Here is a 24,460-nt window from a genome sequence, read left to right on the forward strand (position 1 = left end):
TGAAATTTAAAAGATAAAATTTAAAACGTAAAAACTTGATAGCAACAACTCAAGCGCTACCTCGTCAACGTCGGTTACATATTTACGCCTGCCTTCGCGCGCTTCCCTGCGCCATTGTCCCTTTTGCCAAAAGTAGCCCATGCTTTAACTGCTTCTCTCCTTCTGGCTAACCGGGACGCTGGCTCATGACGAAAAAAACCACCCTGCTGCAATTCTTCCACTGGTACTACCCCGACGGCGGCAAACTGTGGCAGGAGGCCGCCGAGCGCGCCCCGCACCTGGCCGAACTGGGCATCACCGATCTGTGGCTGCCGCCCGCCTGCAAGGGCGCTTCCGGCGGCTACTCCGTCGGCTACGATACTTACGATCTGTTCGATCTGGGCGAGTTTGACCAGAAAGGCAGCGTGGCGACCAAATACGGCGACAAGGCGGCGCTGGAACATGCCGCCAATACGCTGCGCGAACACGGCGTGGGCGTGCTTTACGATGTGGTGTTCAACCACAAGCTCGGCGCGGACGAGAAAGAACGGGTGCACGTGTTCAAGGTGGACGCCAACAACCGCAACGACATTGACGATCAGGGCTTCGACGCGCTGGCCTACACCCGCTTCACCTTCCCCGGCCGCCAGGGCGTGCATTCCGAATTTATCTGGGATTACAAATGCTTCAGCGGCGTCGACTATGTTGAGCAGCCGGACGACAAAGGGGTGTTCAAAATCGCCAACGATTATGGCGACGACGGTTGGAACGATCAGGTCGACGACGAGAAAGGCAACTACGACTATCTGATGGGCGCCGACGTGGAGTTCCGCAATACCGCCGTGACGGAGGAGCTCAAATACTGGGCGCGCTGGCTGTTGGAAACCTTGCCGTGCGACGGCTTCCGCCTCGACGCCGCCAAACACATTCCCGCCTGGTTCTTCAAAGAGTGGGCGGATCACGTGCGCGGCAGCGCGCAACGCGACCTGTTTATCGTTGCCGAATACTGGTCGCACGATCTCAGCGCGCTGCAACAATACATCGAGTTGGTGGACGGCAAGGTGATGCTGTTCGACGTGGCGCTGCACCTGAAGTTTCATCAGGCGTCGAAGCAAGGCGACGGCTTCGACATGGCGCAGATCTTCACCGATACCCTGACCGCCGCCGATCCGGCCCACGCGGTGACGCTGGTCGCCAACCACGATACCCAGCCGCTGCAATCGCTGGAAGCGCCGGTGGAACCTTGGTTCAAACCGCTGGCCTACGCGCTGATCCTGCTGCGCGAACAGGGCGTGCCCTGCGTGTTTTACCCCGACCTGTATGGCGCCAGCTACCGCGACAAGGGGCGCGACGGCGGTGAATACCAGATCGACATGCCGGCGATCCCGGAGCTGGAGAAGCTGATCGCCGCGCGCCAGCGCTTCGCCAACGGCCCGCAAACCGACTACTTCGACGACAGCCACTGCGTGGCCTTCAGCCGCGCCGGCACTGCCGAGGCTCCCGGCTGCGTGGTGGTGCTGACCAACGGCGGCGAGAGCGGCAAGACGGTTACGCTCGGCGCCGATCTCGCGCACACCGCCTGGCGCGATTTCCTCGGCAACCGCCCGGAGGAAATCACCGCCGACGACCAGGGCAGCGCCCATTTCCCGGTTAACGCCGGCAGCGTCAGCGTCTGGGTGCCGGCCGCCAGCCTCTGATCGCCCGCCGCCGCGTAATGATGACGCGGCGGCAAAACTAATGTTTGCCTTTCGGGTCTAACTTACGCTATCAACTGCGCAAGCCATTCACACCGGAGCCTAAATAGGGTACAAGGCTGCATGAAAATTCCAAAACGACTCCAGCCGCTGGTGGATGACGGGTTAATCGACGACGTCATCCGCCGGTTGAAAAGCGGCAAAGAAGCCGACGTGTTTATCGTGCGCTGCGGCGATGAGATCCGCTGCGCCAAAGTGTACAAAGAGGCCGAGAAGCGCAACTTCAAGCAGGCCGTCCACTATCAGGAAGGGCGCAAGGTGCGCAACAGCCGCGACGCACGCGCCATGAGCAAAGGCTCCAAATTCGGCCGCCAGCAGCAGGAAGAAGCCTGGCAAAACACCGAAGTGGACGCGCTGTATCTGCTGGCCAAGGCCGGGGTGCGGGTGCCGCAGCCGGATATCTGCCTGGACGGCGTGCTGCTGATGGAGCTGATCACCGACGAAGAAGGCCTGGTGGCGCCGCGCCTGAGCGATGTCATCCTGACGCCGGAACAGGCGCGCGCCGATCACGCCCTGATGATGAACTACGCGGTGCGCATGCTGTGCGCCGGGCTGGTGCACGGCGACCTGTCGGAATTCAACGTGCTGATGGATAAAGACGGACCGGTGATCATCGATCTGCCGCAGGTGGTGGACGCCGCCGCCAACAACCACGCCAAAAGCATGTTCGAGCGCGATATCGGCAATCTGGCCGAATTTTACGGCCAGTTCGCGCCGGAACTGCGCGACAGCCAATACGCCAAAGAGATTTGGGCGCTGTATCAGGAAGGCAACCTGACGCCGGACAGCGCCCTCAGCGGCCGGTTCAACGAAATCCAGAAGCGCGCCGACGTCGGCTCGGTGCTGGGAGAGATCCAGGCCGCCAGCGAGGAACATCAGCGCCGCCTCATGGCGCGCAATACGGAAGAGTAACGGCCGCGCTATTCGACGCGAAACACCTCCGGCCGCTGCGGCGTCGCGGCCTCGTGATAAATATCCCCCAGATAGCCGGCGATCTCCTCTTCACGCAGATCCGCCGGCAGCACGATATCGTAGCTGGGAGCATATTTGCGCTCCGGCAGCGTCACGCGGAACAGCCGCCATTCGTCCCCGATGCGCTTCACGCCCAGCAGACGGCCGAACACGTTAAAAATCATCATCCGCCATTCCCCCACTCGTCGCTTTCAGGCTATAACACTGTGATGCCGCCGCAGTGAAAAGGAAAGCGTATGAGTGAAAAAACGCCGCAGTTCTGGCGCGATCCGCAGTTGCCGTTCGTCGAAGCCCGCGCCATCGCGGATGGCCGCCAGGTGTGCTACAGCCTGCACAGCCACGAATTCTTTTCCATCGGCGCCATCACCGGCGGCGTCAGCACCTATGTCAACGGCGAACGACGCATGCAGGTCAGCGCCGGCGATCTGGTTGTCATCAACCCGCAGCAGGCGCACGCCTGCAACCCCATCGCCGATCGCCGTTGGTCGTACGTCATGTTCTATCTCGATCTCGCCTGGCTCGGCGCGCTGCAGCAGGAGCTGCTCGGCGGCGAGGGCGACCGTTTTGTTCCGTTCAGCCAGCCGCTCAGCCGCGATCCGGCGCTGTTCCACGGGCTGAACCGGCTTTATGCGCTGCTGACGGATCCGCTGTGCAGCGCGCTGGAAAAACAGATCGCCATGGTGGAGTATTTCAGCGCCCTGCAGCTCGGGCTGGGCGATGTCCGCCAGCCGGAGACGCCACCGCATACCCGACTGGAGGCGGCAGCGGCGTTTATCGACGCGCACTGCACCCGGCCGCTGACGCTGGACGACATTTGCCGCGCCGCCGCGCTGTCCCCTTCTTACCTGATCCGTGCCTTCCGCCAGCGTTACGGCATGACGCCGCACGCCTATCTGGTCAACCGCCGCGTACAGCACGGCCATCGGCTCTTGAAAAGCGGCCTGCCGATCGCTGCGGCCGCCAGCGAAAGCGGCTTTGCCGATCAGGCGCACTTTCAGCGCACCTTCAAACAGCTGTTGGCCGCCACGCCCGGCCAGTATCAAAAACCCTCTGCCAACAGATAGCAAGCGCTGGCCGCCAGCAACGCCGCTATCGCGCGATTAAAGCGCTGCACGTTGCGCGCCTGCCTGAGCAGGCCGCGCAGCATCGCGCCGACATAGGCCCAGCAGGCTACCGAGGCATAGCAAATCACGAAGTAGAGCCCGGCGAACTGCCACAGCAGCCGAATGTCACCGTCGCCGACAAAGGCGCCGAGGCTGGCCACCGACGCCAGCCATGCCTTGGGATTCAGCCATTGCATCAGCGCGCCGTACCAACAGGAAGGCGCCTGCGCCGCGCCGTTGCCCAGTCTGCCGTCGTCAAACGCCAGCCGATAGGCCATAAACAGCAGAAAGGCCACGCCGGCCCACTGGATCAAGCGGGTCAGCCCCGGCCACAGGATCAGCAGTTGGTGCATGCCCAATCCCAGCAGCACCAGCAACAGGGTAAACCCCAGCGTGGCGCCGAACACATGGCGCTGGGTTGCGCCAAAGCCGAATTGCGCCCCGGCGCTCAATGCGACGATGTTGACCGGGCCGGGAGTGATGGAGGCCGCCAGCGCAAACGCGGCCATGGAAAGGTAGATATTCATGATGGACACCTGAGAAAATATTCACAGGCACCAGAATGCCGACCGCCGCCGACAGCGTATTGAACAGAATTACCCTATTCGGTTTAGCGCACGGCGACGGCCCGGCGGCGCGGCAGCCCGAAGGTGTTCACCGCCATGCCGGCCAGCACCAGCAATGCGCCGCCGAACTGCGCCGGCGACAACGCTTCGTCCAGCAACAGCCAGGCGGCGAACAGCCCGACCAGCGGCACCAGCAGCGTCAGCGGCGCAACGCGCCAGGTTTCATAGCGCCCCAGCAGGCTGCCCCACACCGAATAACCGAACAGCGTGGCGGCGAACGCCAGATAGGCCACCGCCAGCCAGGTGCCAACCTGCACATGGCTCAGGCTGCTCAGCACCACCTCAGGGCCGTCGAACAGCCAGCTGCAGGCCAGGAACGGCACGACCGGGATCGGCGCGCTCCACACCACCAGCGATAAGATATTACGCTGCGGGAAACCGGCCAGGATCTTCTTGTTGGTCAGGTTGCCCAGCGCCCAGGAAAACGCCGCCGCCAGCGTCAACAGCAGGCCCGCCAGAGGGACCGCGCCGCTGCCCGGCTTATGCAGGCTGGCCTGCGCCAGCACCAGCATGCCGCCGCTGGCGATAGCGATGCCGACGAAATGGTTGATCCGCAGCTTTTCTCCCATCAGCACAACGCCCAACAGCAGGGTGAAGAACACCTGCGCCTGCAGCACCAGCGAGGCCAGCCCCGCCGGCATGCCCACCTTGATGGCGACGAACAAAAACGCGAACTGCGCGAAGCTCATGGTCATGCCGTACAGCAGCAGCCATTGCCACGGAATAGTCGGGCGCGGGATAAAGAAGATCGCCGGCAACGCCACCAGTAAAAAACGCATCCCGGCCAGCAGAAACGGCGGCATACCCTGTAAACCGAACTTGATCACGACGAAATTCACGCCCCAGATCACCACCACCAACAGCGCCAACAGCCGATCGCGCAATGTCATCCTCGCCCCGCTTATCCCATTGAAAATTCGCTTTGCCTTGCAGGTTACAACCAAACCGGGCGCATGGACACCGGCAAACGCCGGCGATTATTCAGGCATCAGGCCGATAAAGGTGGTCTTCTTGCGCGGGCCGGTCATCAGCGCTTCCAGCTTCTCCACGCACTGCAGGTAGTGCGGGGTCTGCTTGTGCGCCGCCACCGCCTGCTCGTCGCGATAGGCTTCGTAGATGTAAAACCGCGTCGGGATCTGTTCATCCTGCAGCACATCGAAGCGCAGGTTGCCCGGCTCTTCGATCGCGCCCAGGTGATTGGCGCGGAAAACATCGATAAATTCGTCGATTTTGTCTTGTTTAACGTTGATCTCAACCAATGTGACGTGCATGGCAACTCCTTGTTTAAACGGCGCGCCGTAACATGGCGCTTTCCAACCATAGGTTTATTCCCGTCGATTGCCCTGCCGCAACGGCAATTTTGCCGCCTGGCTCACAAATCGCGTCGGCGACGCCCACTCCTCCCCCGGCGGGGTAAGGCGGCGGCATCTATAGTTAACATTCCTCCCCCTGAGAGCATAGGCTATGGATAACTACTTGATGGCGCTGGACGCAGGAACGGGCAGCATTCGCGCGGTGATCTTCGATCTGGCGGGTAACCAGATCGCGCACGGCCAGGCGGAGTGGCAACACCTCGCGGTGCCGGGCGTGCCCGGCTCGATGGAGTTTGACCTCAGCCGCAACTGGCAGCTGGCCTGCCAGTGCATCCGCCAGGCGATGCAACGTGCAGGATTGAGCGCTCAGGCGATCCGCGCGGTGGCCTGCTGCTCGATGCGTGAAGGCATCGTGCTGTACGACCGCAACGGCGTGCCGATCTGGGCCTGCGCCAACGTCGACGCACGCGCCAGCCACGAAGTCAGCGAGCTGAAAGAGCTGCACAACCACGGCTTCGAACGCGAGGTGTACCAGCACTCCGGCCAGACGCTGGCGCTGAGCGCCATGCCGCGCCTGCTGTGGCTGGCGCACCATCGGCCGGACATCTACCGCCAGGCGGCGACGCTGACCATGATCAGCGACTGGCTGGCCAACATGCTGAGCGGCGAACTGGCGGTCGATCCTTCCAACGCCGGCACTACCGGCATGCTGGATCTGACCAGCCGCGACTGGCGGCCGGCGTTGCTCGACATGGCCGGCCTGCGCGCCGATATTCTGTCGCCGGTGAAAGAGACCGGCAGCGTGCTGGGGCGCGTCACCGAACAGGCGGCGCAGGAGAGCGGGCTGCTGCGCGGCACCCCGGTGGTGATGGGCGGCGGCGACGTGCAGCTCGGCAGCCTGGGGCTCGGCATCGTGCGCGCCGGGCAGACGGCGGTGCTCGGCGGCACCTTCTGGCAGCAAATCGTCAACCTGCCGGAGCCGGCCATCGATCCGGAGATGAACATCCGCATCAACCCCCACGTCATTCCCGGCATGGCGCAGGCGGAATCCATCAGCTTCTTTACCGGCCTGACCATGCGCTGGTTCCGCGACGCCTTCTGCGCGGAAGAAAAACTGCTGGCGGAGCGGCTGGGGGTCGACGCCTACAGCCTGCTGGAAGAGATGGCGGCCAGAGTGCCGCCGGGCGCCTACGGCGTGATGCCGATTTTCTCCGACGCCATGCATTTCAAAACCTGGTATCACGCAGCGCCGTCGTTCATCAACATGTCGATCGACCCGGAGCGCTGCAACAAACAGACGCTGTTTCGCGCGCTGGAGGAGAATGCCGCCATCGTCTCCGCCTGCAATCTGGAACAGATCGCCGCCTTCTCCGGCGTGCAGGCCCGTTCGCTGGTGTTCGCCGGCGGCGGGGCCAAGGGCAAGCTGTGGAGCCAGATCCTCAGCGACGTCACAGGGCTGACGGTGCGGGTGTCGGTGGTGAAAGAGGCCACCGCGCTGGGCTGCGCGATCGCCGCCGGCGTCGGCGCCGGGCTGTACGCATCGCTGGCCGAAACCGGCGAGCGCCTGGTGCGCTGGGAGCGCGAGCATCAGCCGGACATGACCCACCACGCGCTGTATCAGGAACAGAAAGAAACCTGGCGGCGGATCTACGCCGATCAGTTGACGCTGGTGGACAACGGCCTGACCACCTCGCTGTGGAAAGCGCCGGGGCTGTAAGCGCCTCGCGGCATTCGGTCATAACCTTATGCCGTTTTATTCCTTTCCCCTCGGCGCGGCGCAAGCCGCGCTTTAACTCACTGCCGCGATTGTTCCCCCTCAGAAACAGTGTAACCACCGCAGATGGATTTATCCGCCGCTCTCGCCTGCCGTAAATTGTGATTTCGGTCACGCTGCGCCCCGCGCGCGGCCTGCGCATTCACCTGAGAAGAGCGGCATTATGCTGAATCATAAAGATAACCCTGCATCATCCCCGTGGTTGGCGATCTTCTCGCTGACGGTTGCCTGTTTTGTCATGGTCACCACCGAGTTTCTGCCGATCGGTCTGCTGACCAACATCGCCCCCTCGCTCGGCGTCAGTACCGGCAGCGCCGGGCTGATGGTCACCATGCCCGGCATCGTGGCGGCGGTGGCCGCCCCCGCATTGAGCCTGATGTCCGGCCGCCTGGATCGGCGTTTATTGATGCTGGGGCTATCGTTGCTGCTGGTGGTATCCAATCTGGTGGCGGCGCTGGCCGTCAACTTTCCGATGATGTTGCTCGGCCGCGTGCTGCTGGGCGTCTGCGTCGGCGGTTTCTGGTCGTTCGCCGCCAACTATGGCCGCCATCTGGTGCCGGAAGCCAGCCAGGGGCGAGCCACCGCGCTGATCCTCAGCGGCGTTTCGGTCGGCGCGGTGTGCGGCGTGCCGATTGGCGCACTGGTCGGCGATCTGTTCGGCTGGCGCGCCGCCTTCTTCGGCGGCGCGGCGCTGGCGGTCGGCGTACTGTTGGCGCAGCTGCGCTTACTGACGTCGGTGCCGCCGTCCCGGCCGGTCACGCCGCGCGATCTGGTGCTGCCGCTGCGCCTGCCGATGGCGCGCATCGGCCTTATCGCCATCGTGCTGCTGTTCATCGGCCACTTCGCCGCCTATACCTATCTGCGCCCCCTGCTGCAGCAGGTGTTCGTGCTCAGCCCGTCGGCCATCTCGCTGCAGCTGTTGGCCTATGGTGCCGTCGGCCTGCTGGGCACGTTCCTCGGCGAACGCCTGGGGGAATACAGCCTGCGCGCCACCTTTATCCTGATCGCCGCCATGTTGGCAGGCATCCTGATCGTCTCACCGCTGCTCAGCGGCCTCGGCGGCGCCACGCTGATGGTGATGGTCTGGGGGCTGGCCTTTGGCGCCGTGCCGGTGTGCGCCACCAACTGGATGTTCGCCGCGGTGCCGCAGGCGCCGGAGGCCGGCCAGGCGCTGCTGGTGTGCGTCGTCCAAATCGCGCTGGCCTCCGGCGCATTGCTGGGCGGCGAGGTGGTGGACTGGCAGGGCGTCAGCAGCGCCATGCTGTTCGGCGGCGCGCTGATCCTCTCCGCCACGCTGGTGTTCGGCCTCAGCTTGCGCTCCGGCGCGATTGGCGCTAAACAGTGTTAATCATTATCTATCTGCAGAAACATGCCCCGGTCACCGCCGGGGCATGGCGTTGAGAACCCTATGGACCATCATTTGCTCGCTATCCGGGTATTTAACCGCGTGGTGGAAACCGGCGGCTTTACCCGCGCCGCCGATTCGCTGGGCATGCCGAAAGCGACGGTCACCAAGCTGATCCAAAATCTGGAGGATCACCTGCAGACCAAGCTGTTTCAGCGCACCACTCGCAGCGTGTCGGTCACCCGCGAAGGCGAATGCTATTACCAAAATACGGTGAAATGGCTGGCGGATTTGGAGCAGATGGAGGGCTGCCTGACCGAGTCGCAAAGTTCTCCGCAGGGCGTGCTGCGCATCGACACCGGCAGCGGCACCGCTCGCCAACTGCTGTTGCCGGCGCTGCCCGGCTTTTTGGAACGCTACCCGCAAATCCAAATCGATCTCAGCATCGGCGATCGCGTTATCGATCTGATCAGCGACAGCACCGACTGCGTGATCCGCAGCGGCCCATTGGCCGACTCCAGCCTGATCGCCCGGCGTCTGTTCGATCTGGACTGGGTCAGCTGCGCCACCCCGGCCTATCTGGCGCACCACGGCACCCCGCGCCACCCGTGCGATCTGGAACAGGGCTTTCCGATGGTGCACTACCGCCATCCGGTCAACGACCGCATCCATCCGCAACGCTATGTCGAGCGCGGCAAAGAGATCGCCATCCAGCAGCGCTACCCGGTCAGCATCAATGAAGGCAACGCGCTGCTGGCGGCGAGCCTGGCCGGATTAGGCATCATCCAGATTTATCGGTTTATGGCGCAGCCACACCTCGAGCGCGGCGAGCTGGTCAGCCTGCTGCACGACTGGCAGCCGCCGCCGGAGCAGATGTACGTGGTCTACCCGTCCAATCGCCACCTCAGCGGCAAGCTGCGGGCGTTCATCGACTGGGCGGTGGAGACGTTTCATTAACCGATCGCCCCGGCTATAGTGGCTTCTCTTACGGACAATAAAAACGGGCAAACCATGCATATCGAACCGCTGCTTGCACATCGTCAGCGCATTGACGAACTGGCCGAATTACTGCATCAGGAATGGGGCGCCTTTGCGCAGTGGAGCAACCGCGACGCCATCAGCCGGCGGCTGGCTGAACGCTGTGCGCCCGAGAGCCAAGGCGTCGTGTTGCTGGCGCTGTCGCCGCAGCAACAGATCGTCGGCACCGCCAGTTTGACGCGGTATGAATTGACAGATAAACCGGAGCGCCAATACTGGCTGAGCGAAGTCTTTACCCACCCGCAGCACCGCGGCCAAGGCATCGCCCGCAACCTGATCGCGCGCTGCATCGAGCACGGCCGAACCCAGGGCATCAGCGAACTGTATCTGTATACGCCCGACCAGCAGACGCTGTATCAGAAACTCGGCTGGCGCCCTCTGGAGCAACGCCAGGTCGCCGGTGAAACCGTCACGGTGATGAGCCGCACGTTGTAGCCGCACGCACTGTGGTATTATTGGCCGCATATTGATTCCCGACGGACGACCACCATGGCCTATATCCCCAAAAACTATGCGAAGCTGGAAACCGGCTACCGCGAAAAAGCGCTGAAACTGTTCCCCTGGGTATGCGGGCGCTGCTCACGCGAATTCGTTTATTCCAACCTGCGCGAGCTGACGGTGCACCATATCGATCACGATCACAGCAACAACCCGGAAGACGGCAGCAACTGGGAAATGCTGTGCCTGTATTGCCACGACCACGAACACTCGAAATACACCGAGGCCGATCAATACGGTTCGACGGTGGTGGCCGGTGAAGATGCGCAAAAAGATATCGGCGTCGCCACCCACAACCCGTTCGCCAACCTGAAGGCGATGATGAAGAAATAATGTCGACAACAGCTTAATGAGTCACTAACTTATTAAGCTGTTAAATTAATAAAATCCTCCTCCGCATCGCCACTTCCCAGAGAATTCCTACTTACCCATCCGGGCCATCCAGCGCAAAATAAGCTGCACAGTTAACGACATACTGGCTTGGCAAGCCGCCGCAGTTGGTGCATATTGTTCGCGAGTTGTTCTTGTTAACCTGTTTGATTATCAACCTAATAAGCACATTAACTTAATAAGTTACCTGCTTAATAACTTGAGAGATGGCAGCATGATTGTTCTGATTGGCTCGCAAAAAGGCGGTGTCGGCAAGTCGACGAAAGCGGTGAATATCGCCGGGTATCTGATTCTTAAGCAAGGCAAGACGGCGATCATCGTCGATGCCGACGACCAGAAATCGATCATGACCTGGTACAACGACCGTCAGAACGTCGAGGGGCTGCCGCACATTCCGGTGGTGGCCGCGTCGGGCAAAATCAAGGAAACGCTGCTAGAGCTGGATCGCCATTACGACTACGTGATCGTCGACACCGCCGGCCGCGACAGCGCCGAACTGCGCTCCGGCCTGCTGGCCGCCGATCTGTTCCTCTCGCCGCTGCGCCCTTCGCAGATGGATCTCGACACCATCGGCTACCTGTCGGAGATGTTCTCCACCGCGCAGGAATACAACGAGAAGGTCAAAGGCTACATTGTGCTGAACATGTGCCCGACCAATATCTTCATTAATGAAGCCAACGAAGCGGCGCAGGTGCTGAGCGAATATCCGGAGTTCACCCTGGTGAGCCACCGCCTGTGCGATCGCAAAATTTACCGCGACGCCTGGGGCGAAGCCATCACCGTGCATGAGGCGAACAACGAAAAGGCGCAGGCCGAGATCGAATGCCTGGTGAAAGAGGTGATCCTGTGAAGAAGCGCACTCCCACCCACCGCATGTCGGAAGACGAATTCATCAACAGCGCCACCTCGCATACGTTGCCGGTTGCGGCGCCCGCGCCGGAAGCCAAGCCGGCCGGCCGCAAGCGCACCTATAAGGCGATTTCCGTCAGCCTGACGGACAACCACATCGAAGCCATCGATGAGGTGATCGTGCAGGCGGCGCGCAACGGCATCGTGCGCATCACCCGCTCCGACATCATCAAGCTCGCCATCGACGGGCTGGCGGAGAAAAGCGAAACGCAGCTGCTGGCATTGCTGAAAAAACTCTGACCGCACGGCAGCCGCCGGCTGACCACGCCGGCGGGCCGTTATCATCTTGAGTTCCCCGCGACCTCGCACCGGTAGTCCTGAATTTCGCCGGCCGAGCCCAGGTTCAGATCGGTCAGCTTCAAACGGTTCGCCAACAGCAGCATCTCGCCCTGCGGGCTGACCGCCAGCGCCAGGCCGTAATTGCCAATGCTGTCGCCCTGCTCGACCACATAGTTCTGCAGTAAACGGAAAGGATCTTCCTGGGTTAAATCGGTGCCCGCCAATTTTCTGGCCAGATATTGGTGACCGAGCAATTTCACCGCCAGCGGCCGCCACTGTTGATCTAATTGTTCCGCCTGCTGCCCCAGCGCGTTATAGACATCCTGGCGCAAGCAGGCAACGTGAATATGCAGCTGATTCTGAGAGCGACCATATTTCGAATTGACCGCCAGAGAAATCCACGCATCTTTTAACGGTTTACCCAGCTCGCCGGATATATGTTCACGGTTATTCCAGGCCTGGGCGAAATAAGGCGGCGCGTGCTCTGTCTGCAATGCCGGGCTCTCGATACCGCTGACCTTTTCGGTCGGCATCACCAGATCGTGATAGGGGCCTTTGCTGTCCTTAAACAGCACATAACCCTCGGTTAAATCAACCTTTAAACAGGGCGCCGGATCGTTGTTCTGCTGCTGATTGGGCACGCACTGTTGGCTGACGATTTGCCACAGCGCATTCGGATTGCCGCGCCCGAAGAACCACCACAGCACCGCCGTCAGCAGCAAAATGACAAGCAAAATAATTAATAGTCTGAAAAGTCTTTTCATCGCGACGCCCTGTTTATCTATTCCATACCGAAAGGAGCGACAGCATAAACCAAGGCTCCGCTCACCACCAAAATATTAGCCTTAGCGTCACCTTTTATTGACGTCTTGTTAGCAATGAAAATTAAAAAGCCCGCGTCCATCTGAGTAATTTAAAGTAAATTAATACCGTGGGTTGAATATGAGTGTGATATAAGCAGCCGAACTCTCTTTATATAAGGAACCGACAAGATGCCAACGATGGGCAAATCCCTGCATTATCTCGACGTGGGCTCAGGCTTTCCGTTGCTGCTGGGCCACAGCTATCTGTTCGATCTGAACATGTGGGCACCGCAGTTCGAGGCGTTGGCGAAACGCTACCGCCTGATCGTGCCCGATCTCTGGGGCCACGGCGACTCCCCGGCGCTGCCGCCTGGACGAAACAGCCTGTCGGATATCGCCGCCGATCATTTGGCGCTGATGGATCATTTGGATATTGCAGAGTTCGGCATCGTCGGCCTGTCCGTCGGCGGCATGTGGGGCGCGGAACTGGCGGCGCTGGCGCCGGAGCGGGTGAAAGTGCTGGCGCTGCTGGACAGCTACCTGGGCGACGAAACGCCGGAGGCTCGGCAGCGCTATATGGGCATGCTGGCCGCCGTGGAACAGGCCGGCGCCATCACGTCACCGCTGCTGGAGTACATCGCCGCGCAGTTCTATTCCGACGAAGTACCCGATGCGTTGTCGCAGCCATTGCTGGCCCATCTGCAGAGCCTGCCCGCCGATCGGCTGCGCGACAGCATCGTGCCACTGGGCCGGATGATCTTCGGCCGCCCCGACAAGCTGGCGCTGCTGGAAAACATCACCGCCGCCAGCATCGTCATCACCGGCGCGCAGGATAAACCGCGCCCGCCGACGGAAGGCCAGCGCATGGCGGATCTTCTCGGCTGTCGGCATGTGCTGATCCCCAACGCCGGCCATATCAGCAACAAAGAAAACCCGACGGCGGTCAACGAAACGCTGCTGGCGTTTTTGGCTGAAAACACCACCCCGCTGTTTTGGTGAGATTCTCCGGGCCGTCAGGCCCGGAGATTCCCTTCAGACGAAGCCTTAGGGAGGGGGAGGCTACATCCGGCGTTTATTGGCCGATAGACGTCAGACCCTGGCGGATCCCTTCGTCAGCCTGCTGGCACCATGTCTGCAGACCCTGTGGCGCTTCCTTTTCCAACGCAACCACTTTGCCGTCGTCGTTCAGCACATTGCCTTCACGGCCCATCGCTTCACGCTTGTCACCGTCGCGGGTGTCGACACCGCCGGGAATGGCGGCCACGTAGGCCACCATTTTCTTGGCGTTGTCGATACTGTCCGCTTTCAGAAAACCTTTATCGACGCAGTAAGACATCAGCCCGCTGGTATTACGCGTAATGTCATAGACGTTTTTCAATGCAGCAGGGTCCATCCCTTCGGCATTAGCGGTATTGAACAGGCCCAGAGTCGCGGCAATCATGCCGGTCAGAATGCTCTTTTTCATTGTTATCTCGTTTTAATAATGAATTATTTAGCTTTGAATTATTCACAAAAAATAATGTGAACGTCGGTACGGTATAACGGCGGCTCAGATTAACACAACCCTAACGCGTTAATAACTGTGATTAAGTTAACCTCCAGTAAAATAAAAATGCATGATGGGGTTATTACTCCGCCCGACGTCAGTTTTTACGTTCGACATTAACCGTACCCAATTCAATTTTAAAATAGTATCACCAGGGAATTATTTACAACGTAAGCGTTGGCCTGCGGTCAATCGCGCCCCCGCCCTTTGCTAAAACCACAGGCGTAACATAGCCTGTTAAGACGCGCCATGCCTTAGTGGGAGGGGATTCACATGAACCATTCCGTCCGGCCGCCGCCATGCGACGACAAAACCATTCTCGATATCACGATGAATTTATATCTCTATCCGGCGGCGCTTATTGCGCACCGCCTGGGCATCTTTGAATTTATTGCATTGCGCCCCCGCAACCTGACCGATATATGCGCTCAGGCCAATGTGGAAAGACGCCCGGCAGAGACGCTGGTCATGGCGCTAGTGGCATTGAAATTGATAGACAGAGACGGCGAAACATTCTCTCTGACGCCGGAAGCGGAAACCTTTTTGATAAAAAACAACCCGCATTATTTCGGCTATTTTTGGGATTTGATGATTGAAAACAGCGAGATTTTCACGCTGAAAAACCTGGAAAGCGCCATCAGAAAGAATGCCTCGCAGGTGTACGGCGAGCAGGAGCTGTTTGAAACCCATACGCTCGACGCCGACAGAATGCGGCTGTTTACCCACGCCATGCACAGCCTGAGCATGGGCTCGGCCAGCGTTTGGCCTACGCTGTTGCCCCTCGGTGCCTGCCGCACGGCGCTGGATATCGGCGGCGCCTCCGGCGCCCATGCCATCAGTCTGGCGACCCACTGGCCGGCGCTCACGTGCACCGTGTTCGATCTGCCGGAGGTGTGCCCGCTCGCCGCCGACTACGCGCACGATCACGGCCTCAGTCAGCGCATCGGCACCCACAGCGGCGATATGTGGCGCGATCCCTACCCGGCGGCGGATCTGCACCTGTACTCCAATATTTTCCACGACTGGCCGATGAACAAGAACCGCTTCCTGGCGCAAAAGAGCTATGCGGCCCTCCCGCCCGGGGGCAGGATCGTGATCCACGAAGTGCTGTACAACGATGACGGCGACGGGCCGCCTGCCGCCGCGGGGTACAGCCTGATGATGATGGGATGGACGCAGGGCCGCCAATACTCCGGCAAGGAAATCGGCGACCTGCTGCGCGACGTCGGCTTCGGGCCCGCTCAGGTGCTGCCGTCGCTCGGCTATTTCAGCATCGTCACGGCGCAAAAACCCCAGGCTTAGCGGTTCACCGAGCGCGCCATGCGGCTGTAGGTGTGGCGCACGCCGCGGATCGCCACGCTGTAGGCGAAGATGTTTTCCGGCAGCGCCAGCCCCAGATAGCCGGTATCGCCGATATGGTGCAGGTCCGCCCCGGCCATTTTGCTCATCAGCGCAATCTGCCGCACGGTCTGCACGTCGGCCCCCTCTTGCGAGGTGCCGATCGCCGTCATCGCCAGCGCCCCCTGCCGCTGGGCAAAGGCGATCAGCGCCGCCACTTTCTCCTGCGACATGCCGGGAATGGTGCCCGGCGCCGGCAACAGCACGATGTCCGCGCCGTTCTCCACGAACAGCGCGATGTCCTGCTCGCCGATCAGTTGGCTGCCGCTTTCGCGCACGATGCCGGCGCCGTGCATTTTGCCGGTCACCAGCACCATCTCGTCGCCCACTTCCTCGCGGATTGCTTTCAGCGCGGCGGCGATCGCCTGATTGCTGACGCCGTTGTTCGGGTTGCCGGTCAGCACCAGCATGCGCGCGCCGAGCTGATACAGCTTGCGCGCATTCTCGGCGGTGGCGGCGCGGCCCGCCGTCATCTGCCAGAAATCGTTATGTTCGGTGGCGAAGGCCGGATCGACGGCCTCCAGATTCACCCCGATCACTCGCCCGGTCAGCCGCTGCAGCGTGCGTAGCGCCTCCTGCGGCGGCACGTCGGCGGGCAGGCCCGCGATATGCGGATGATCGACGTCGAACAGGTTCAACAGCAGCAGATCGGCGCCCTGGCTGGCCGCCAGTTCGGCGTTGGTGACGTTATTGAGCAGCGGCTGAGTGACCGCAATGGTTTCGCTGACCAGAATGCGCCCTTCACTGGCGCGGATGGCATAGAGCAGATCGGCTTTGCCGATATCGGCCAGATCGCTGGCGCTGCAGTCCAGATACCGTTTCATGAGGCAAGCTCCGGTGACATGAGCGGAAAGGGATAGTGCCCCTCTCCCACCGCAGTGAAAGAGGGGGAAAAGGTTACTTCAGGGTAAAACTTTGCGCCTGCACGTTGTCGGAATCCAGGCCGACGAACACGTTGAATTTGCCCGGCTCCGCCCCCCATTTCAGGCTGGCGTTGTAGAACTTCAGATCCTCTTCGCTAATCGGCAGCTCAACCTGCTGCGACTGGCCGGCCTTCAGCGTCACTTTCTTGAAGTTGCGCAGCTCTTTCACCGGCCGGCTGACCGAGGCGGTGACGTCCTGCAGATACAGCTGCACCACCGTGGCGCCGTCGTACTTGCCGGTATTCTTCAGCGTAACGCTGGCGGTTAGCTTGCCGTTGCGCGCCATCGTCGGGCTGGACAATTTCAGATCCGACAGGCTGAAGGTGGTGTAGCTCAGGCCGTAACCGAACGGATACAGCGGGCCGTTCGGCGAATCGAAGTAGCGTGAGGTGTACTTGCCCGGATTCTCCTTGCCGAACGGACGGCCGGTGTTCAGGTGGTTGTAGTACATCGGGATCTGGCCGACCGAGCGCGGGAAGGTCATCGGCAGCTTGCCCGACGGGTTATAGTCGCCGAACAGCACGTCCGCCACCGCGTTGCCGCCCTCGGTGCCGCTGTACCAGGTTTCCAGCATCGCGTCCGCCTGCTCGCTCTCCCAGCTCAGCGCCAGCGGGCGGCCGTTCATCAGCACCAGCACCAGCGGCTTGCCGGTGGCTTTCAGCGCGGCGATCAGATCGCGCTGGCTCTGCGGGATCGTGATGTCGGCGCGGCTGGAAGCCTCGTGCGCCATGCCCTGCGATTCGCCCACCACCGCCACCACCACGTCGGCCTTGTTCGCCGCCTGCACCGCTTCGTCGATCATCTGCTGCGGCGAGCGGGTATCGAACGCCACCGCCGGCTCATACTCGTTCAGGTAGTCGATGATGCCTTTATCCTGCGTGACGTTGGCGCCCTTGGCGTACAGAATGCGCGCCTTGTCGCCCACCGCCCGCTCCAGCCCTTCGCGCAGGGTGACCGACTGCTTGACCACCCCGGCGGCCGACCAACTGCCCATCACGTCGCGCTGGCTGTCGGCCATCGGCCCGACCAGCGCGATGGTCGCCTGCTTGCTCAGCGGCAGCGTCTGCTTATCGTTCTTCAGCAGCACCATCGTCTTGCGCGCCACCACCCGCGCTTCGGCGCGGTGCAGACGGCTTTCGGCGTTGGTGTCCTGCGGATCGGAACCCGCCGGGCCCAGATGCACATACGGATCCTTGAACAGCCCCATGTCGTATTTGGTGTTGAGCACGTCGCGGCAGGCGCGGTCGATATCGCTTTCAGGCACCAGCCCGTCCTTCACCAGACCCGGCAGGTATTTGTCGTAGAACTCGTCGCTCATGCTCATGTCAACGCCGGAGGTGATCGCCAGGCGCACCGCGTCACGCGCGTCGGCGGCCACGCCGTGTTTAATCAGCTCTTTGATCGCGCCGTGGTCGCTGATGGTGATGCCTTTAAAGCCCCACTGCTCGCGCAGCAGATCTTTCAGCAGCCACGGGTTGGCGGTGGCCGGCACGCCGTTCACCGAGTTGAGCGACACCATCACTCCGCCGCTGCCGGCGTCCACCGCCGCTTTGTAAGGCGGCAGATAGTCCTGATGCATGCGCAGCGGGCTCATGTCGACGGTGTTGTAATCGCGGCCGCCTTCGACGGCGCCGTACAATGCAAAGTGCTTGACGCTGGCCATCACCGAACCGGGTTTGGCCGGATCGCCGTTCTGGAAACCGTCGACCATCACTTTGGCGATTTTCGAGACCAGCCAGGTGTCTTCGCCGAAGCCTTCGGAGACCCGGCCCCAGCGCGGATCGCGGGTGATATCGACCATCGGCGCGAAGGTCATGTTCAGGCCGTCGTCGCTGGCCTCCTGCGCCGCCACGCGGGCACTGAGCGCAATGGCTTCCAGATCGAAGCTGGCCGCCAGCCCCAGGCTGATCGGGAACACGGTGCGCTGGCCGTGCACCACGTCATAGGCAAAGAACAACGGGATTTTCAGGCGGCTGAGCTGCATCGCCTGATCCTGCATCACCCGGATATCCGGCCGGGTGACGGTATTGAAGATGGCGCCGATCTGCCCTTTGCGGATCCCCTCGCGGATCGCTTCTTTCGGGTTATCCGGCCCGACGCTGATCAGCCGCAGCTGGCCGATCTTCTCTTCCAGCGTCATCTGCTTCATCAAATGGGACACGAAGGCGTCGCGCTGCTGGGCGTGAATGCCCTGCGTTATCGGCGTTTCCTGCGCAAAAGCCGGGCTGAGGGCCAGACCGGACAACATACTCACCACACAAAGCCATTTCATCTTGTTTTATCTCAGGCGTGTTTCCGCCGCCAACGCCGCGGAGTTTAATCGGAGTGAAGAAACAGTTTGCCACACTCTGTTTCATCGCCAAGGGAATTCGCATCGCTAATGTTTACAAAGCATTACAGGTTATCGGCAGGTAATTCTGCAGCCGGGCGCGGCTGTCGGCGGCCTCCGCCGCCAGAAAATCGACCAGCGCGGTTAACGTCGGCGGCGCCACCGTGCGTTCAGGATAGACCAAATAATAGGCCGCGCCGCTGCTGACGCAGAGCGGGAACGGCGTGACGATGCGCTGCGCCTGAATATCCTCCTCCAGCAGGCACAGATCGCCGATGGCGATGCCGAATCCCTGCAGCGCGGCGCTCATCGCCAGATCGAGGGTATCGAAATGCTGGGCCTTACCGGACGGCAACGCATCGGCGCCCGCCGCCTTCAGCCAGCGCAGCCAGTCGCGCCGATCGCGCGTCGGGTGCAGCAGAGTTTTGTCCGTCAAGTCCGTCAACCGGGCCGCCGCCGGCAGGAACGTCGGCGTGCAGACCGGCGTGAGGATTTCATCGAACAGCAAGTGCGCGGTCAGCTTTTTACCCGGCGGCCGGCCGAATACCACCGCGGCGTCAAACTGCTCGGTACTGAAATCCAGGCCGTGCGACACCGAGGCGGTCAGCTCGATATGCATGTCCGGCCGTTCATTTTGCAGGCGAATGATGCGCGGCAGCACCCAGCGCATGGCGCAGGTCGGGCATTTGATGCGCAGCGCCCCCGGCGGAGCGGCGGCCCGCGTCAGGGCTTCATCCAACTGCCCCAGCGCCTGCTGTACCGGCGCCAGCAGCTGCGCGCCCTGCGGCGTCAGCGCCAGACCGCGCGCCTGGCGGCTGAACAGCGGATAGCCCAGACGCTGTTCCAGCCCGAGGATTTGCCGACTGACCGCCCCCTGCGTCAGGTGCAGCTGCCGGGCGGCATGGGTAAAGTTAAGGCGTTGCGCCACCACCACGAAGGTTTTCAGCACGTCGAGCGACGGCAGGGATATCGGCATAGCGAGCCTCGATTAGCTATGATCACAGTGCATGGCAAGTATGACAAACTTTCCCTTGTCCGCCTACGCCGGCTGATGCTTAATCGCTCAACACTTCCCTGTTTGCCTGGAGCCCATCATGCAGAGCGCCTGCTCATCCCGCTCGAAGCTGCCGGACGTCGGCACTACTATCTTCACCGTCATTGGCCAACTCAGCGCCGAACATCAGGCCCTCAACCTGTCGCAGGGCGCGCCCAACTTCGCCGGTGACCCGCAGCTGATCGAGGCAACGGCGCAAGCCATGCGCGCAGGTCATAACCAATACGCGCCGATGAGCGGCGTGGCGGCGTTACGTGCTGCCCTGACGGAAAAAGCTGAACGATTGTATGGCGCGCGCTATGACGCCGACGAAGAAATCACGGTGATCGCCAGCGCCAGCGAAGGGCTGTACTCGGCGATCAGCGCGCTGGTGCATCCCGGCGACGAGGTGATCTATTTCGAACCGGCGTTCGACAGCTATGCGCCGATCGTGCGCCTGCAGGGCGCCACGCCGGTGGCGATCAAACTGTCGCTGCAGGATTTTCGCGTCGACTGGGACGAAGTGGCCGCCGCCATCAACGGCAAAACGCGCATGATCATCGTCAACACGCCGCACAACCCGACCGGCGCGGTGTTTGACGAGCACGACATCGAACGCCTGACCGCCCTGACCCGCGACACCGACATCGTGATCCTGTCCGACGAGGTCTACGAGCACGTGGTGTTCGACGGTGAAATTCATCACAGCATGGCGCGCTATCCGCAGCTGGCGGAACGCAGCGTGATCGTGTCGTCGTTCGGCAAAACCTACCACGTCACCGGCTGGCGCGTCGGCTATTGCCTGGCGCCGGCGGCGCTGATGGACGAGATCCGCAAGGTGCACCAGTTCATGGTGTTCTCCGCCGATACGCCGATGCAACACGCCTTCGCCGCCGCGCTCGCCAACCCGCAGAGCTACCTGGGGCTGGCGGCGTTTTACCAACAAAAGCGCGATCTGCTGGCCAGCGCCCTGCAGGATTCGCGCTTTGAGCTGCTGCCCAGCCGCGGCAGCTTCTTCATGCTGGCCCGCTTTAGCGGCTTCAGTCACGAAAGCGACAATGATTTCGCCGTGCGCTTGATCCGCGAAGCGAAGGTGGCGACGATCCCGCTGTCGGCGTTCTACAGCGACGGCACCGATACCGGCCTTATTCGGCTGAGTTTTTCCAAAGATAACGAGACCCTGCTGGAAGGCGCGCGCCGCCTGAACCAGGTGTAATTTTTTGTCCGACCATGGGAAAGGGGCACTGCCTATGAAAGCTTTGAAAACGCTGTTCGCCGCCGGATGCCTGCTGGCCGCCAGCTCTTCTCTGGCGGCGGAAAACAGCCTGCGCTTCGGTCTGGAAGCGCTGTATCCGCCGTTCGAATCCAAATCCGCCAGCGGCAAACTGGAAGGGTTCGACATTGAACTGGGCGACGCGGTGTGCGCCGCCGCGCAGTTGCAATGCAGCTGGGTGGAAACCTCGTTCGACAGCCTGATCCCGGCGCTGCAGGCGCGCAAGTTCGACGCCATCAACTCGGCGATGAACGTGACCGAACAGCGGCGCCAGGCGATCGCCTTTACCGACGCCATCTATCAGGTGCCGAACCGCCTGATCGCCAAGGCCGACAGCGGCCTGCTGCCGGACGCCAAAGCGCTGGCGGGCAAACACGTGGGCGTGCTGCAAGGCTCAATTCAGGAGATCTACGCCAAAACCCATTGGGCGCCGGCGGGCGTGGATGTGGTGTCTTACCAGGATCAGAATCAGGTGTATCTCGATCTGGCGGCCGGTCGGCTCGACGCCACGCTGGTGATGGCGCCGTCGGGGCAAAGCGGCTTCCTGTCGCAGCCGGACGGCAAGGGCTTCGCCTTCGTCGGCGAGGCGGTGCGCGACGACAAAATCCTCGGTGAAGGCATTGCCTTCGGCCTGCGCAAAGGGGATGAGGCGCTGAAGAAGAAACTGGATGCCGCCATCGCCAAAGTGAAACAGCAAGGCACAGTGGCGGCGCTGTCGAAGAAGTATTTCGGCGACATCGACGTGACGGTGAAGTGATGGACGGGGGCGGCACCGCCGCCCCCTGCCGCGTTTAGCGATCGAACACCGAGCTGTTCAGCGCGCGATCCTGCTGGTGGCGCTCCAGCGCCAATTCGATCAGGCGCGTGATCAGCGCCTGATAGCTGACACCGCTGGCAGCCCACAGCTTGGGATACATGCTGATGTTGGTGAAGCCCGGCAGCGTGTTGATTTCGTTGATTACCACCTGGTTGTCCGGCGTCAGGAACACATCCACCCGCGCCAACCCGAAGCACTCCAGCGCGCGGAACGCCTTCAGCGCCACCTCGCGGATGTGGTCGCTTACTTCCGGCGCGATCGCCGCCGGCACCACCACCTGAGCGCCCTGCTCATTGATGTATTTGGTGTCGTAGGAGTAGAAAGCGTCGCTCAGCACGATCTCGCCGCATACGCTGGCCTGCGGATCGTCGTTGCCCAGCACCGCACACTCGATCTCGCGGCCGACGATCGCCGACTCCACCAGCACCTTGTGATCGAAACTGAAGGCCAGCGCCACCGCCGCGTCAAACTCGGCGCGGTTTTCCACCTTGCTGACCCCGACCGACGAGCCCTGGTTGGCCGGCTTGACGAACAGCGGCAGGCCGAGGCGCTCGCTCAGTTGCTCAAACGTGAACCCGGCGCGGTTGGCGCGCGTCAGGGTGACGAACGGCGCCACCGCCAGCCCGGCGTCGCGCAGCAGGCGTTTGGTCACGTCTTTATCCATGCTGACCGCCGAGCCGAGCACCCCGGCGCCGACGAACGGCATATTGGCCATGCGCAGCAGCCCCTGCAGCGAGCCGTCCTCTCCCAGCGTGCCGTGCACGATCGGGAAGATGACGTCGAGCTGCCCCAGCGCGCCGGCGCTGCCCGCTTCGATCAGCTGCTGCTTTTCCTGGCCCGGGATCAGCGCCACGTTCTTGTTCGAGCGGTTCAGCGCGATCAGCGCCGGGTTCTCGGCATTGAGCAGATAGTTGGAGGCGTCGTTGATGTGCCACTGCCCCTGTTTGTCGATCCCCAGCAGCGTGACGTCAAACTTCTCTTTGTCGATTGCATCCACAATGTTTTTGGCCGACTGCAGCGACACCTCATGCTCCGCCGATTTACCGCCAAAAATCACCCCAACACGTAGTTTAGTCACGCCTTAAATCCTTCTGAAAAATCATGGCAAAAAAGTCGTTTATCACAATAAACGCATTGCCTGGCGGCGGCAATCGTTGTTGCCAGAATCTTCTTACGCCACAGAATGCCACATCGCGACCATCCAAAACGTATACACTTCGTATATTGTTAATTTATGGAGACGCCGATGGGCATCGTAAAAATTTCGGACGCGCTGCATGACGATCTGCGCCTCGCCAGCCTGACTATGACGCGTTCGATCAACGCGCAGGCCGAGTACTGGATCAAGATCGGCATGCTGGCGGAGTTCCATCCGGAACTGACTTACCCGCAACTGGTAAAAAAAATGATGAAAGATAACGCGCTGACGCTGAAGGAGATTGTCGGGTGAAACAGATTGTGATTAAAACGCCGGAAGAGATTGCCAAAATGCGCCATTCCGGCGCTCTGTTGGCTAAAGTGTTTGCTATGCTCGATGAGGTCATCGTCGAAGGCATCTCCACCATGGAGATCAACGACCGCGCCGAGGCGTTTATCGTCGAAGAGCTGAAGTCGCGCCCGGCCAGCAAGGGGCAGTATGATTTCCCCTATGTGCTCAACACCTCCGTGGACGACGTGGTGTGCCACGGCGTGCCGTCGGCCAGCAAAATCCTGCGTTCCGGCATGATCGTCAACGTGGATATCACGCTGGAAAACGGCGGCTACATCGCCGACTCCAGCAAGATGTACTGCATCGGCCAGGTGACGCCGCTGGCCAAACGGTTGGTGAACAACGTCTATGAATCGATGTGGCAGGGCATTCGCGCGGTCAAACCGGGCGCCACCCTGGGCGATATCGGCCACGCCATCCAGCGCCACGCCGAGCAGGCCGGCTACAGCATCGTGCGGGAGTATTGCGGCCACGGCATCGGCCGCGACATGCACGAAGAGCCGGCGGTGCTGCACTACGGCCAACCCGGCAGCGGCATGGCGCTGCAGGAAGGCATGGTGTTCACCATCGAGCCGATGATCAACCAGGGCGACCGCCGCATCAAGCAGAAGAAGGACGGCTGGACGGTGGTGACACGCGACAAAAAACTGTCGGCGCAGTGGGAGCACACCGTGGCAGTCACCGCCGACGGCGTGGAGATCCTGACGCTGCGCGACGAAGAGCGCCGGGCCGGCTACGCCGAGCGCTACTAAACCCACAAGCCATTAGCTTAATAAGCTAATGGCTTGATAAGTTATTTAATTGATAGCCTCTTAGCTTATTGCGCGGCACCGGCGCCGCGGTTAAGGCGACGGGGATGACAGGGAGAC

General features: G+C 61.4%; 26 protein-coding genes. 16 read left to right on the plus strand and 10 right to left on the minus strand.

Going from position 1 to position 24,460, the window contains the following annotated elements; all coding sequences use genetic code 11:
• Positions 1 to 185: 185 nt before the first annotated feature.
• Together amyA and AC2CGQ_RS12790 are read left to right on the plus strand one after the other, a co-directional pair.
• The gene (gene amyA / locus AC2CGQ_RS12785; protein ID WP_021503962.1) at positions 186 to 1,676 is read left to right on the plus strand and encodes an alpha-amylase; all 1,491 of its coding nucleotides are present in this window, start codon (positions 186 to 188) and stop codon (positions 1,674 to 1,676) included.
• Between the two features lie 120 nt (positions 1,677 to 1,796).
• Positions 1,797 to 2,645, plus strand: a complete 849-nt coding sequence (locus tag AC2CGQ_RS12790) for a PA4780 family RIO1-like protein kinase (RefSeq protein ID WP_076740446.1) — start codon at positions 1,797 to 1,799, stop codon at positions 2,643 to 2,645.
• A gap of 8 nt (positions 2,646 to 2,653) precedes the next feature.
• On the opposite strand, the gene AC2CGQ_RS12795 is transcribed toward AC2CGQ_RS12790, so the two are convergent.
• Positions 2,654 to 2,872, minus strand: coding sequence for a DUF7661 family protein (locus tag AC2CGQ_RS12795; RefSeq protein WP_015377079.1), 219 nt, complete (start codon positions 2,870 to 2,872; stop codon positions 2,654 to 2,656).
• 69 nt (positions 2,873 to 2,941) lie between these two features.
• Here AC2CGQ_RS12795 and AC2CGQ_RS12800 point away from each other — a divergent pair, with 69 nt between their 5' ends.
• Positions 2,942 to 3,769, plus strand: coding sequence for an AraC family transcriptional regulator (locus AC2CGQ_RS12800; protein WP_015377078.1), 828 nt, complete (start codon positions 2,942 to 2,944; stop codon positions 3,767 to 3,769).
• On the opposite strand, the gene AC2CGQ_RS12805 is transcribed toward AC2CGQ_RS12800, so the two are convergent.
• From AC2CGQ_RS12805 to lsrG, 3 genes are all read right to left on the minus strand, one after another.
• Complete coding sequence (locus AC2CGQ_RS12805; protein WP_484593696.1) at positions 3,745 to 4,335, minus strand: LysE family translocator; 591 nt, start codon at positions 4,333 to 4,335, stop codon at positions 3,745 to 3,747. The two genes, AC2CGQ_RS12800 and AC2CGQ_RS12805, sit on opposite strands and share 25 nt — an antisense overlap.
• Before the next feature lie 83 nt (positions 4,336 to 4,418).
• A complete protein-coding gene (locus AC2CGQ_RS12810) occupies positions 4,419 to 5,324 on the minus strand; it encodes an EamA family transporter (protein ID WP_088381362.1) in 906 nt (301 codons plus the stop codon).
• 87 nt (positions 5,325 to 5,411) lie between these two features.
• Positions 5,412 to 5,705: a (4S)-4-hydroxy-5-phosphonooxypentane-2,3-dione isomerase gene (gene lsrG / locus AC2CGQ_RS12815; RefSeq protein WP_004939559.1), complete on the minus strand. Its 294-nt coding sequence runs from the start codon at positions 5,703 to 5,705 to the stop codon at positions 5,412 to 5,414.
• Positions 5,706 to 5,898: 193 nt separating this feature from the next.
• Between lsrG and lsrK the strand changes: the two genes are divergently transcribed.
• The 7 genes from lsrK (at position 5,899) to AC2CGQ_RS12850 (ending at position 11,941) form a co-directional block, all read left to right on the plus strand.
• Positions 5,899 to 7,464 (plus strand): autoinducer-2 kinase, encoded by a 1,566-nt coding sequence (gene lsrK / locus AC2CGQ_RS12820; protein WP_484593697.1) that lies wholly within the window; start codon positions 5,899 to 5,901, stop codon positions 7,462 to 7,464.
• Between the two features lie 220 nt (positions 7,465 to 7,684).
• Complete coding sequence (locus AC2CGQ_RS12825) at positions 7,685 to 8,869, plus strand: MFS transporter (protein ID WP_021503966.1); 1,185 nt, start codon at positions 7,685 to 7,687, stop codon at positions 8,867 to 8,869.
• 60 nt (positions 8,870 to 8,929) lie between these two features.
• A complete protein-coding gene (locus tag AC2CGQ_RS12830) occupies positions 8,930 to 9,823 on the plus strand; it encodes a LysR family transcriptional regulator (protein WP_484593698.1) in 894 nt (297 codons plus the stop codon).
• Positions 9,824 to 9,877: 54 nt separating this feature from the next.
• Complete coding sequence (locus tag AC2CGQ_RS12835; RefSeq protein ID WP_015377072.1) at positions 9,878 to 10,339, plus strand: GNAT family N-acetyltransferase; 462 nt, start codon at positions 9,878 to 9,880, stop codon at positions 10,337 to 10,339.
• A 54-nt stretch (positions 10,340 to 10,393) separates the two neighbouring features.
• Positions 10,394 to 10,735 carry an HNH nuclease YajD gene (gene yajD / locus AC2CGQ_RS12840; RefSeq protein WP_004939576.1) on the plus strand — a complete coding sequence of 114 codons (342 nt, stop codon included), beginning with the start codon at positions 10,394 to 10,396 and terminating at the stop codon, positions 10,733 to 10,735.
• 271 nt (positions 10,736 to 11,006) lie between these two features.
• On the plus strand, positions 11,007 to 11,642 hold the full coding sequence (locus AC2CGQ_RS12845; RefSeq protein ID WP_015377071.1) for a division plane positioning ATPase MipZ: 636 nt from the start codon (positions 11,007 to 11,009) through the stop codon (positions 11,640 to 11,642).
• Positions 11,639 to 11,941, plus strand: coding sequence for a hypothetical protein (locus tag AC2CGQ_RS12850; RefSeq protein WP_004939584.1), 303 nt, complete (start codon positions 11,639 to 11,641; stop codon positions 11,939 to 11,941). The genes AC2CGQ_RS12845 and AC2CGQ_RS12850 overlap by 4 nt, the downstream gene beginning before the upstream one ends.
• Positions 11,942 to 11,982: 41 nt before the next feature.
• On the opposite strand, the gene AC2CGQ_RS12855 is transcribed toward AC2CGQ_RS12850, so the two are convergent.
• Positions 11,983 to 12,744: a CDP-diacylglycerol diphosphatase gene (locus AC2CGQ_RS12855; protein ID WP_015377069.1), complete on the minus strand. Its 762-nt coding sequence runs from the start codon at positions 12,742 to 12,744 to the stop codon at positions 11,983 to 11,985.
• Positions 12,745 to 12,981: 237 nt separating this feature from the next.
• On the opposite strand from AC2CGQ_RS12855, the gene AC2CGQ_RS12860 reads away from it, so the two are divergent.
• Complete coding sequence (locus AC2CGQ_RS12860) at positions 12,982 to 13,782, plus strand: alpha/beta fold hydrolase (protein ID WP_484593721.1); 801 nt, start codon at positions 12,982 to 12,984, stop codon at positions 13,780 to 13,782.
• A gap of 73 nt (positions 13,783 to 13,855) precedes the next feature.
• Here AC2CGQ_RS12860 and AC2CGQ_RS12865 read toward each other — a convergent pair whose 3' ends face one another.
• Positions 13,856 to 14,248 carry a hypothetical protein gene (locus AC2CGQ_RS12865; protein WP_004939596.1) on the minus strand — a complete coding sequence of 131 codons (393 nt, stop codon included), beginning with the start codon at positions 14,246 to 14,248 and terminating at the stop codon, positions 13,856 to 13,858.
• Positions 14,249 to 14,602: 354 nt separating this feature from the next.
• On the opposite strand from AC2CGQ_RS12865, the gene AC2CGQ_RS12870 reads away from it, so the two are divergent.
• The gene (locus AC2CGQ_RS12870; RefSeq protein WP_015377067.1) at positions 14,603 to 15,631 is read left to right on the plus strand and encodes a methyltransferase; all 1,029 of its coding nucleotides are present in this window, start codon (positions 14,603 to 14,605) and stop codon (positions 15,629 to 15,631) included.
• Here AC2CGQ_RS12870 and AC2CGQ_RS12875 read toward each other — a convergent pair.
• The 3 genes from AC2CGQ_RS12875 to AC2CGQ_RS12885 form a co-directional block, all read right to left on the minus strand.
• Entirely contained in the window at positions 15,628 to 16,551 is a 924-nt protein-coding gene (locus AC2CGQ_RS12875) for a DUF7916 family protein (RefSeq protein ID WP_021503971.1), read from the minus strand. The two genes, AC2CGQ_RS12870 and AC2CGQ_RS12875, sit on opposite strands and share 4 nt — an antisense overlap.
• A 73-nt stretch (positions 16,552 to 16,624) precedes the next feature.
• Positions 16,625 to 18,922: a beta-glucosidase BglX gene (gene bglX / locus AC2CGQ_RS12880; RefSeq protein ID WP_031299711.1), complete on the minus strand. Its 2,298-nt coding sequence runs from the start codon at positions 18,920 to 18,922 to the stop codon at positions 16,625 to 16,627.
• Positions 18,923 to 19,034: 112 nt separating this feature from the next.
• Positions 19,035 to 19,955, minus strand: a complete 921-nt coding sequence (locus AC2CGQ_RS12885) for a LysR substrate-binding domain-containing protein (RefSeq protein WP_044031695.1) — start codon at positions 19,953 to 19,955, stop codon at positions 19,035 to 19,037.
• 118 nt (positions 19,956 to 20,073) lie between these two features.
• On the opposite strand from AC2CGQ_RS12885, the gene AC2CGQ_RS12890 reads away from it, so the two are divergent.
• On the plus strand, positions 20,074 to 21,228 hold the full coding sequence (locus tag AC2CGQ_RS12890) for a methionine aminotransferase (RefSeq protein WP_484593699.1): 1,155 nt from the start codon (positions 20,074 to 20,076) through the stop codon (positions 21,226 to 21,228).
• Between the two features lie 34 nt (positions 21,229 to 21,262).
• Complete coding sequence (locus AC2CGQ_RS12895; protein ID WP_075685286.1) at positions 21,263 to 22,042, plus strand: ABC transporter substrate-binding protein; 780 nt, start codon at positions 21,263 to 21,265, stop codon at positions 22,040 to 22,042.
• A gap of 34 nt (positions 22,043 to 22,076) precedes the next feature.
• On the opposite strand, the gene ddlA is transcribed toward AC2CGQ_RS12895, so the two are convergent.
• Entirely contained in the window at positions 22,077 to 23,180 is a 1,104-nt protein-coding gene (ddlA, locus tag AC2CGQ_RS12900) for a D-alanine--D-alanine ligase (RefSeq protein WP_015377061.1), read from the minus strand.
• A 168-nt stretch (positions 23,181 to 23,348) separates the two neighbouring features.
• Between ddlA and AC2CGQ_RS12905 the strand changes: the two genes are divergently transcribed.
• Positions 23,349 to 23,552: a ParD-like family protein gene (locus AC2CGQ_RS12905; RefSeq protein WP_006324220.1), complete on the plus strand. Its 204-nt coding sequence runs from the start codon at positions 23,349 to 23,351 to the stop codon at positions 23,550 to 23,552.
• Entirely contained in the window at positions 23,549 to 24,343 is a 795-nt protein-coding gene (gene map / locus AC2CGQ_RS12910; RefSeq protein ID WP_033642282.1) for a type I methionyl aminopeptidase, read from the plus strand. The genes AC2CGQ_RS12905 and map overlap by 4 nt, the downstream gene beginning before the upstream one ends.
• The last annotated feature ends 117 nt before the right edge of the window (positions 24,344 to 24,460 follow it).

The sequence above is a fragment of the Serratia sp. DFXYC6 genome, assembly GCF_057196085.1.

Excerpts from the sequence above, each read along its gene's own strand:
- bglX (WP_031299711.1), bottom strand. The coding sequence starts at position 18,922 with ATGAAATGGCTTTGTGTGGTGAGTATGTTGTCCGGTCTGGCCCTCAGC.
- AC2CGQ_RS12855 (WP_015377069.1), bottom strand. The coding sequence starts at position 12,744 with ATGAAAAGACTTTTCAGACTATTAATTATTTTGCTTGTCATTTTGCTG.
- AC2CGQ_RS12810 (WP_088381362.1), bottom strand. The coding sequence starts at position 5,324 with ATGACATTGCGCGATCGGCTGTTGGCGCTGTTGGTGGTGGTGATCTGG.
- AC2CGQ_RS12830 (WP_484593698.1), top strand. The coding sequence starts at position 8,930 with ATGGACCATCATTTGCTCGCTATCCGGGTATTTAACCGCGTGGTGGAA.
- AC2CGQ_RS12865 (WP_004939596.1), bottom strand. The coding sequence starts at position 14,248 with ATGAAAAAGAGCATTCTGACCGGCATGATTGCCGCGACTCTGGGCCTG.
- AC2CGQ_RS12895 (WP_075685286.1), top strand. The coding sequence starts at position 21,263 with ATGAAAGCTTTGAAAACGCTGTTCGCCGCCGGATGCCTGCTGGCCGCC.
- lsrG (WP_004939559.1), bottom strand. The coding sequence starts at position 5,705 with ATGCACGTCACATTGGTTGAGATCAACGTTAAACAAGACAAAATCGAC.
- AC2CGQ_RS12835 (WP_015377072.1), top strand. The coding sequence starts at position 9,878 with ATGCATATCGAACCGCTGCTTGCACATCGTCAGCGCATTGACGAACTG.
- AC2CGQ_RS12805 (WP_484593696.1), bottom strand. The coding sequence starts at position 4,335 with ATGAATATCTACCTTTCCATGGCCGCGTTTGCGCTGGCGGCCTCCATC.
- AC2CGQ_RS12845 (WP_015377071.1), top strand. The coding sequence starts at position 11,007 with ATGATTGTTCTGATTGGCTCGCAAAAAGGCGGTGTCGGCAAGTCGACG.
- AC2CGQ_RS12890 (WP_484593699.1), top strand. The coding sequence starts at position 20,074 with ATGCAGAGCGCCTGCTCATCCCGCTCGAAGCTGCCGGACGTCGGCACT.
- AC2CGQ_RS12790 (WP_076740446.1), top strand. The coding sequence starts at position 1,797 with ATGAAAATTCCAAAACGACTCCAGCCGCTGGTGGATGACGGGTTAATC.
- amyA (WP_021503962.1), top strand. The coding sequence starts at position 186 with ATGACGAAAAAAACCACCCTGCTGCAATTCTTCCACTGGTACTACCCC.
- AC2CGQ_RS12825 (WP_021503966.1), top strand. The coding sequence starts at position 7,685 with ATGCTGAATCATAAAGATAACCCTGCATCATCCCCGTGGTTGGCGATC.
- AC2CGQ_RS12800 (WP_015377078.1), top strand. The coding sequence starts at position 2,942 with ATGAGTGAAAAAACGCCGCAGTTCTGGCGCGATCCGCAGTTGCCGTTC.
- AC2CGQ_RS12875 (WP_021503971.1), bottom strand. The coding sequence starts at position 16,551 with ATGAAACGGTATCTGGACTGCAGCGCCAGCGATCTGGCCGATATCGGC.
- AC2CGQ_RS12870 (WP_015377067.1), top strand. The coding sequence starts at position 14,603 with ATGAACCATTCCGTCCGGCCGCCGCCATGCGACGACAAAACCATTCTC.
- AC2CGQ_RS12885 (WP_044031695.1), bottom strand. The coding sequence starts at position 19,955 with ATGCCGATATCCCTGCCGTCGCTCGACGTGCTGAAAACCTTCGTGGTG.
- lsrK (WP_484593697.1), top strand. The coding sequence starts at position 5,899 with ATGGATAACTACTTGATGGCGCTGGACGCAGGAACGGGCAGCATTCGC.
- yajD (WP_004939576.1), top strand. The coding sequence starts at position 10,394 with ATGGCCTATATCCCCAAAAACTATGCGAAGCTGGAAACCGGCTACCGC.
- AC2CGQ_RS12860 (WP_484593721.1), top strand. The coding sequence starts at position 12,982 with ATGGGCAAATCCCTGCATTATCTCGACGTGGGCTCAGGCTTTCCGTTG.
- AC2CGQ_RS12795 (WP_015377079.1), bottom strand. The coding sequence starts at position 2,872 with ATGATGATTTTTAACGTGTTCGGCCGTCTGCTGGGCGTGAAGCGCATC.
- AC2CGQ_RS12905 (WP_006324220.1), top strand. The coding sequence starts at position 23,349 with ATGGGCATCGTAAAAATTTCGGACGCGCTGCATGACGATCTGCGCCTC.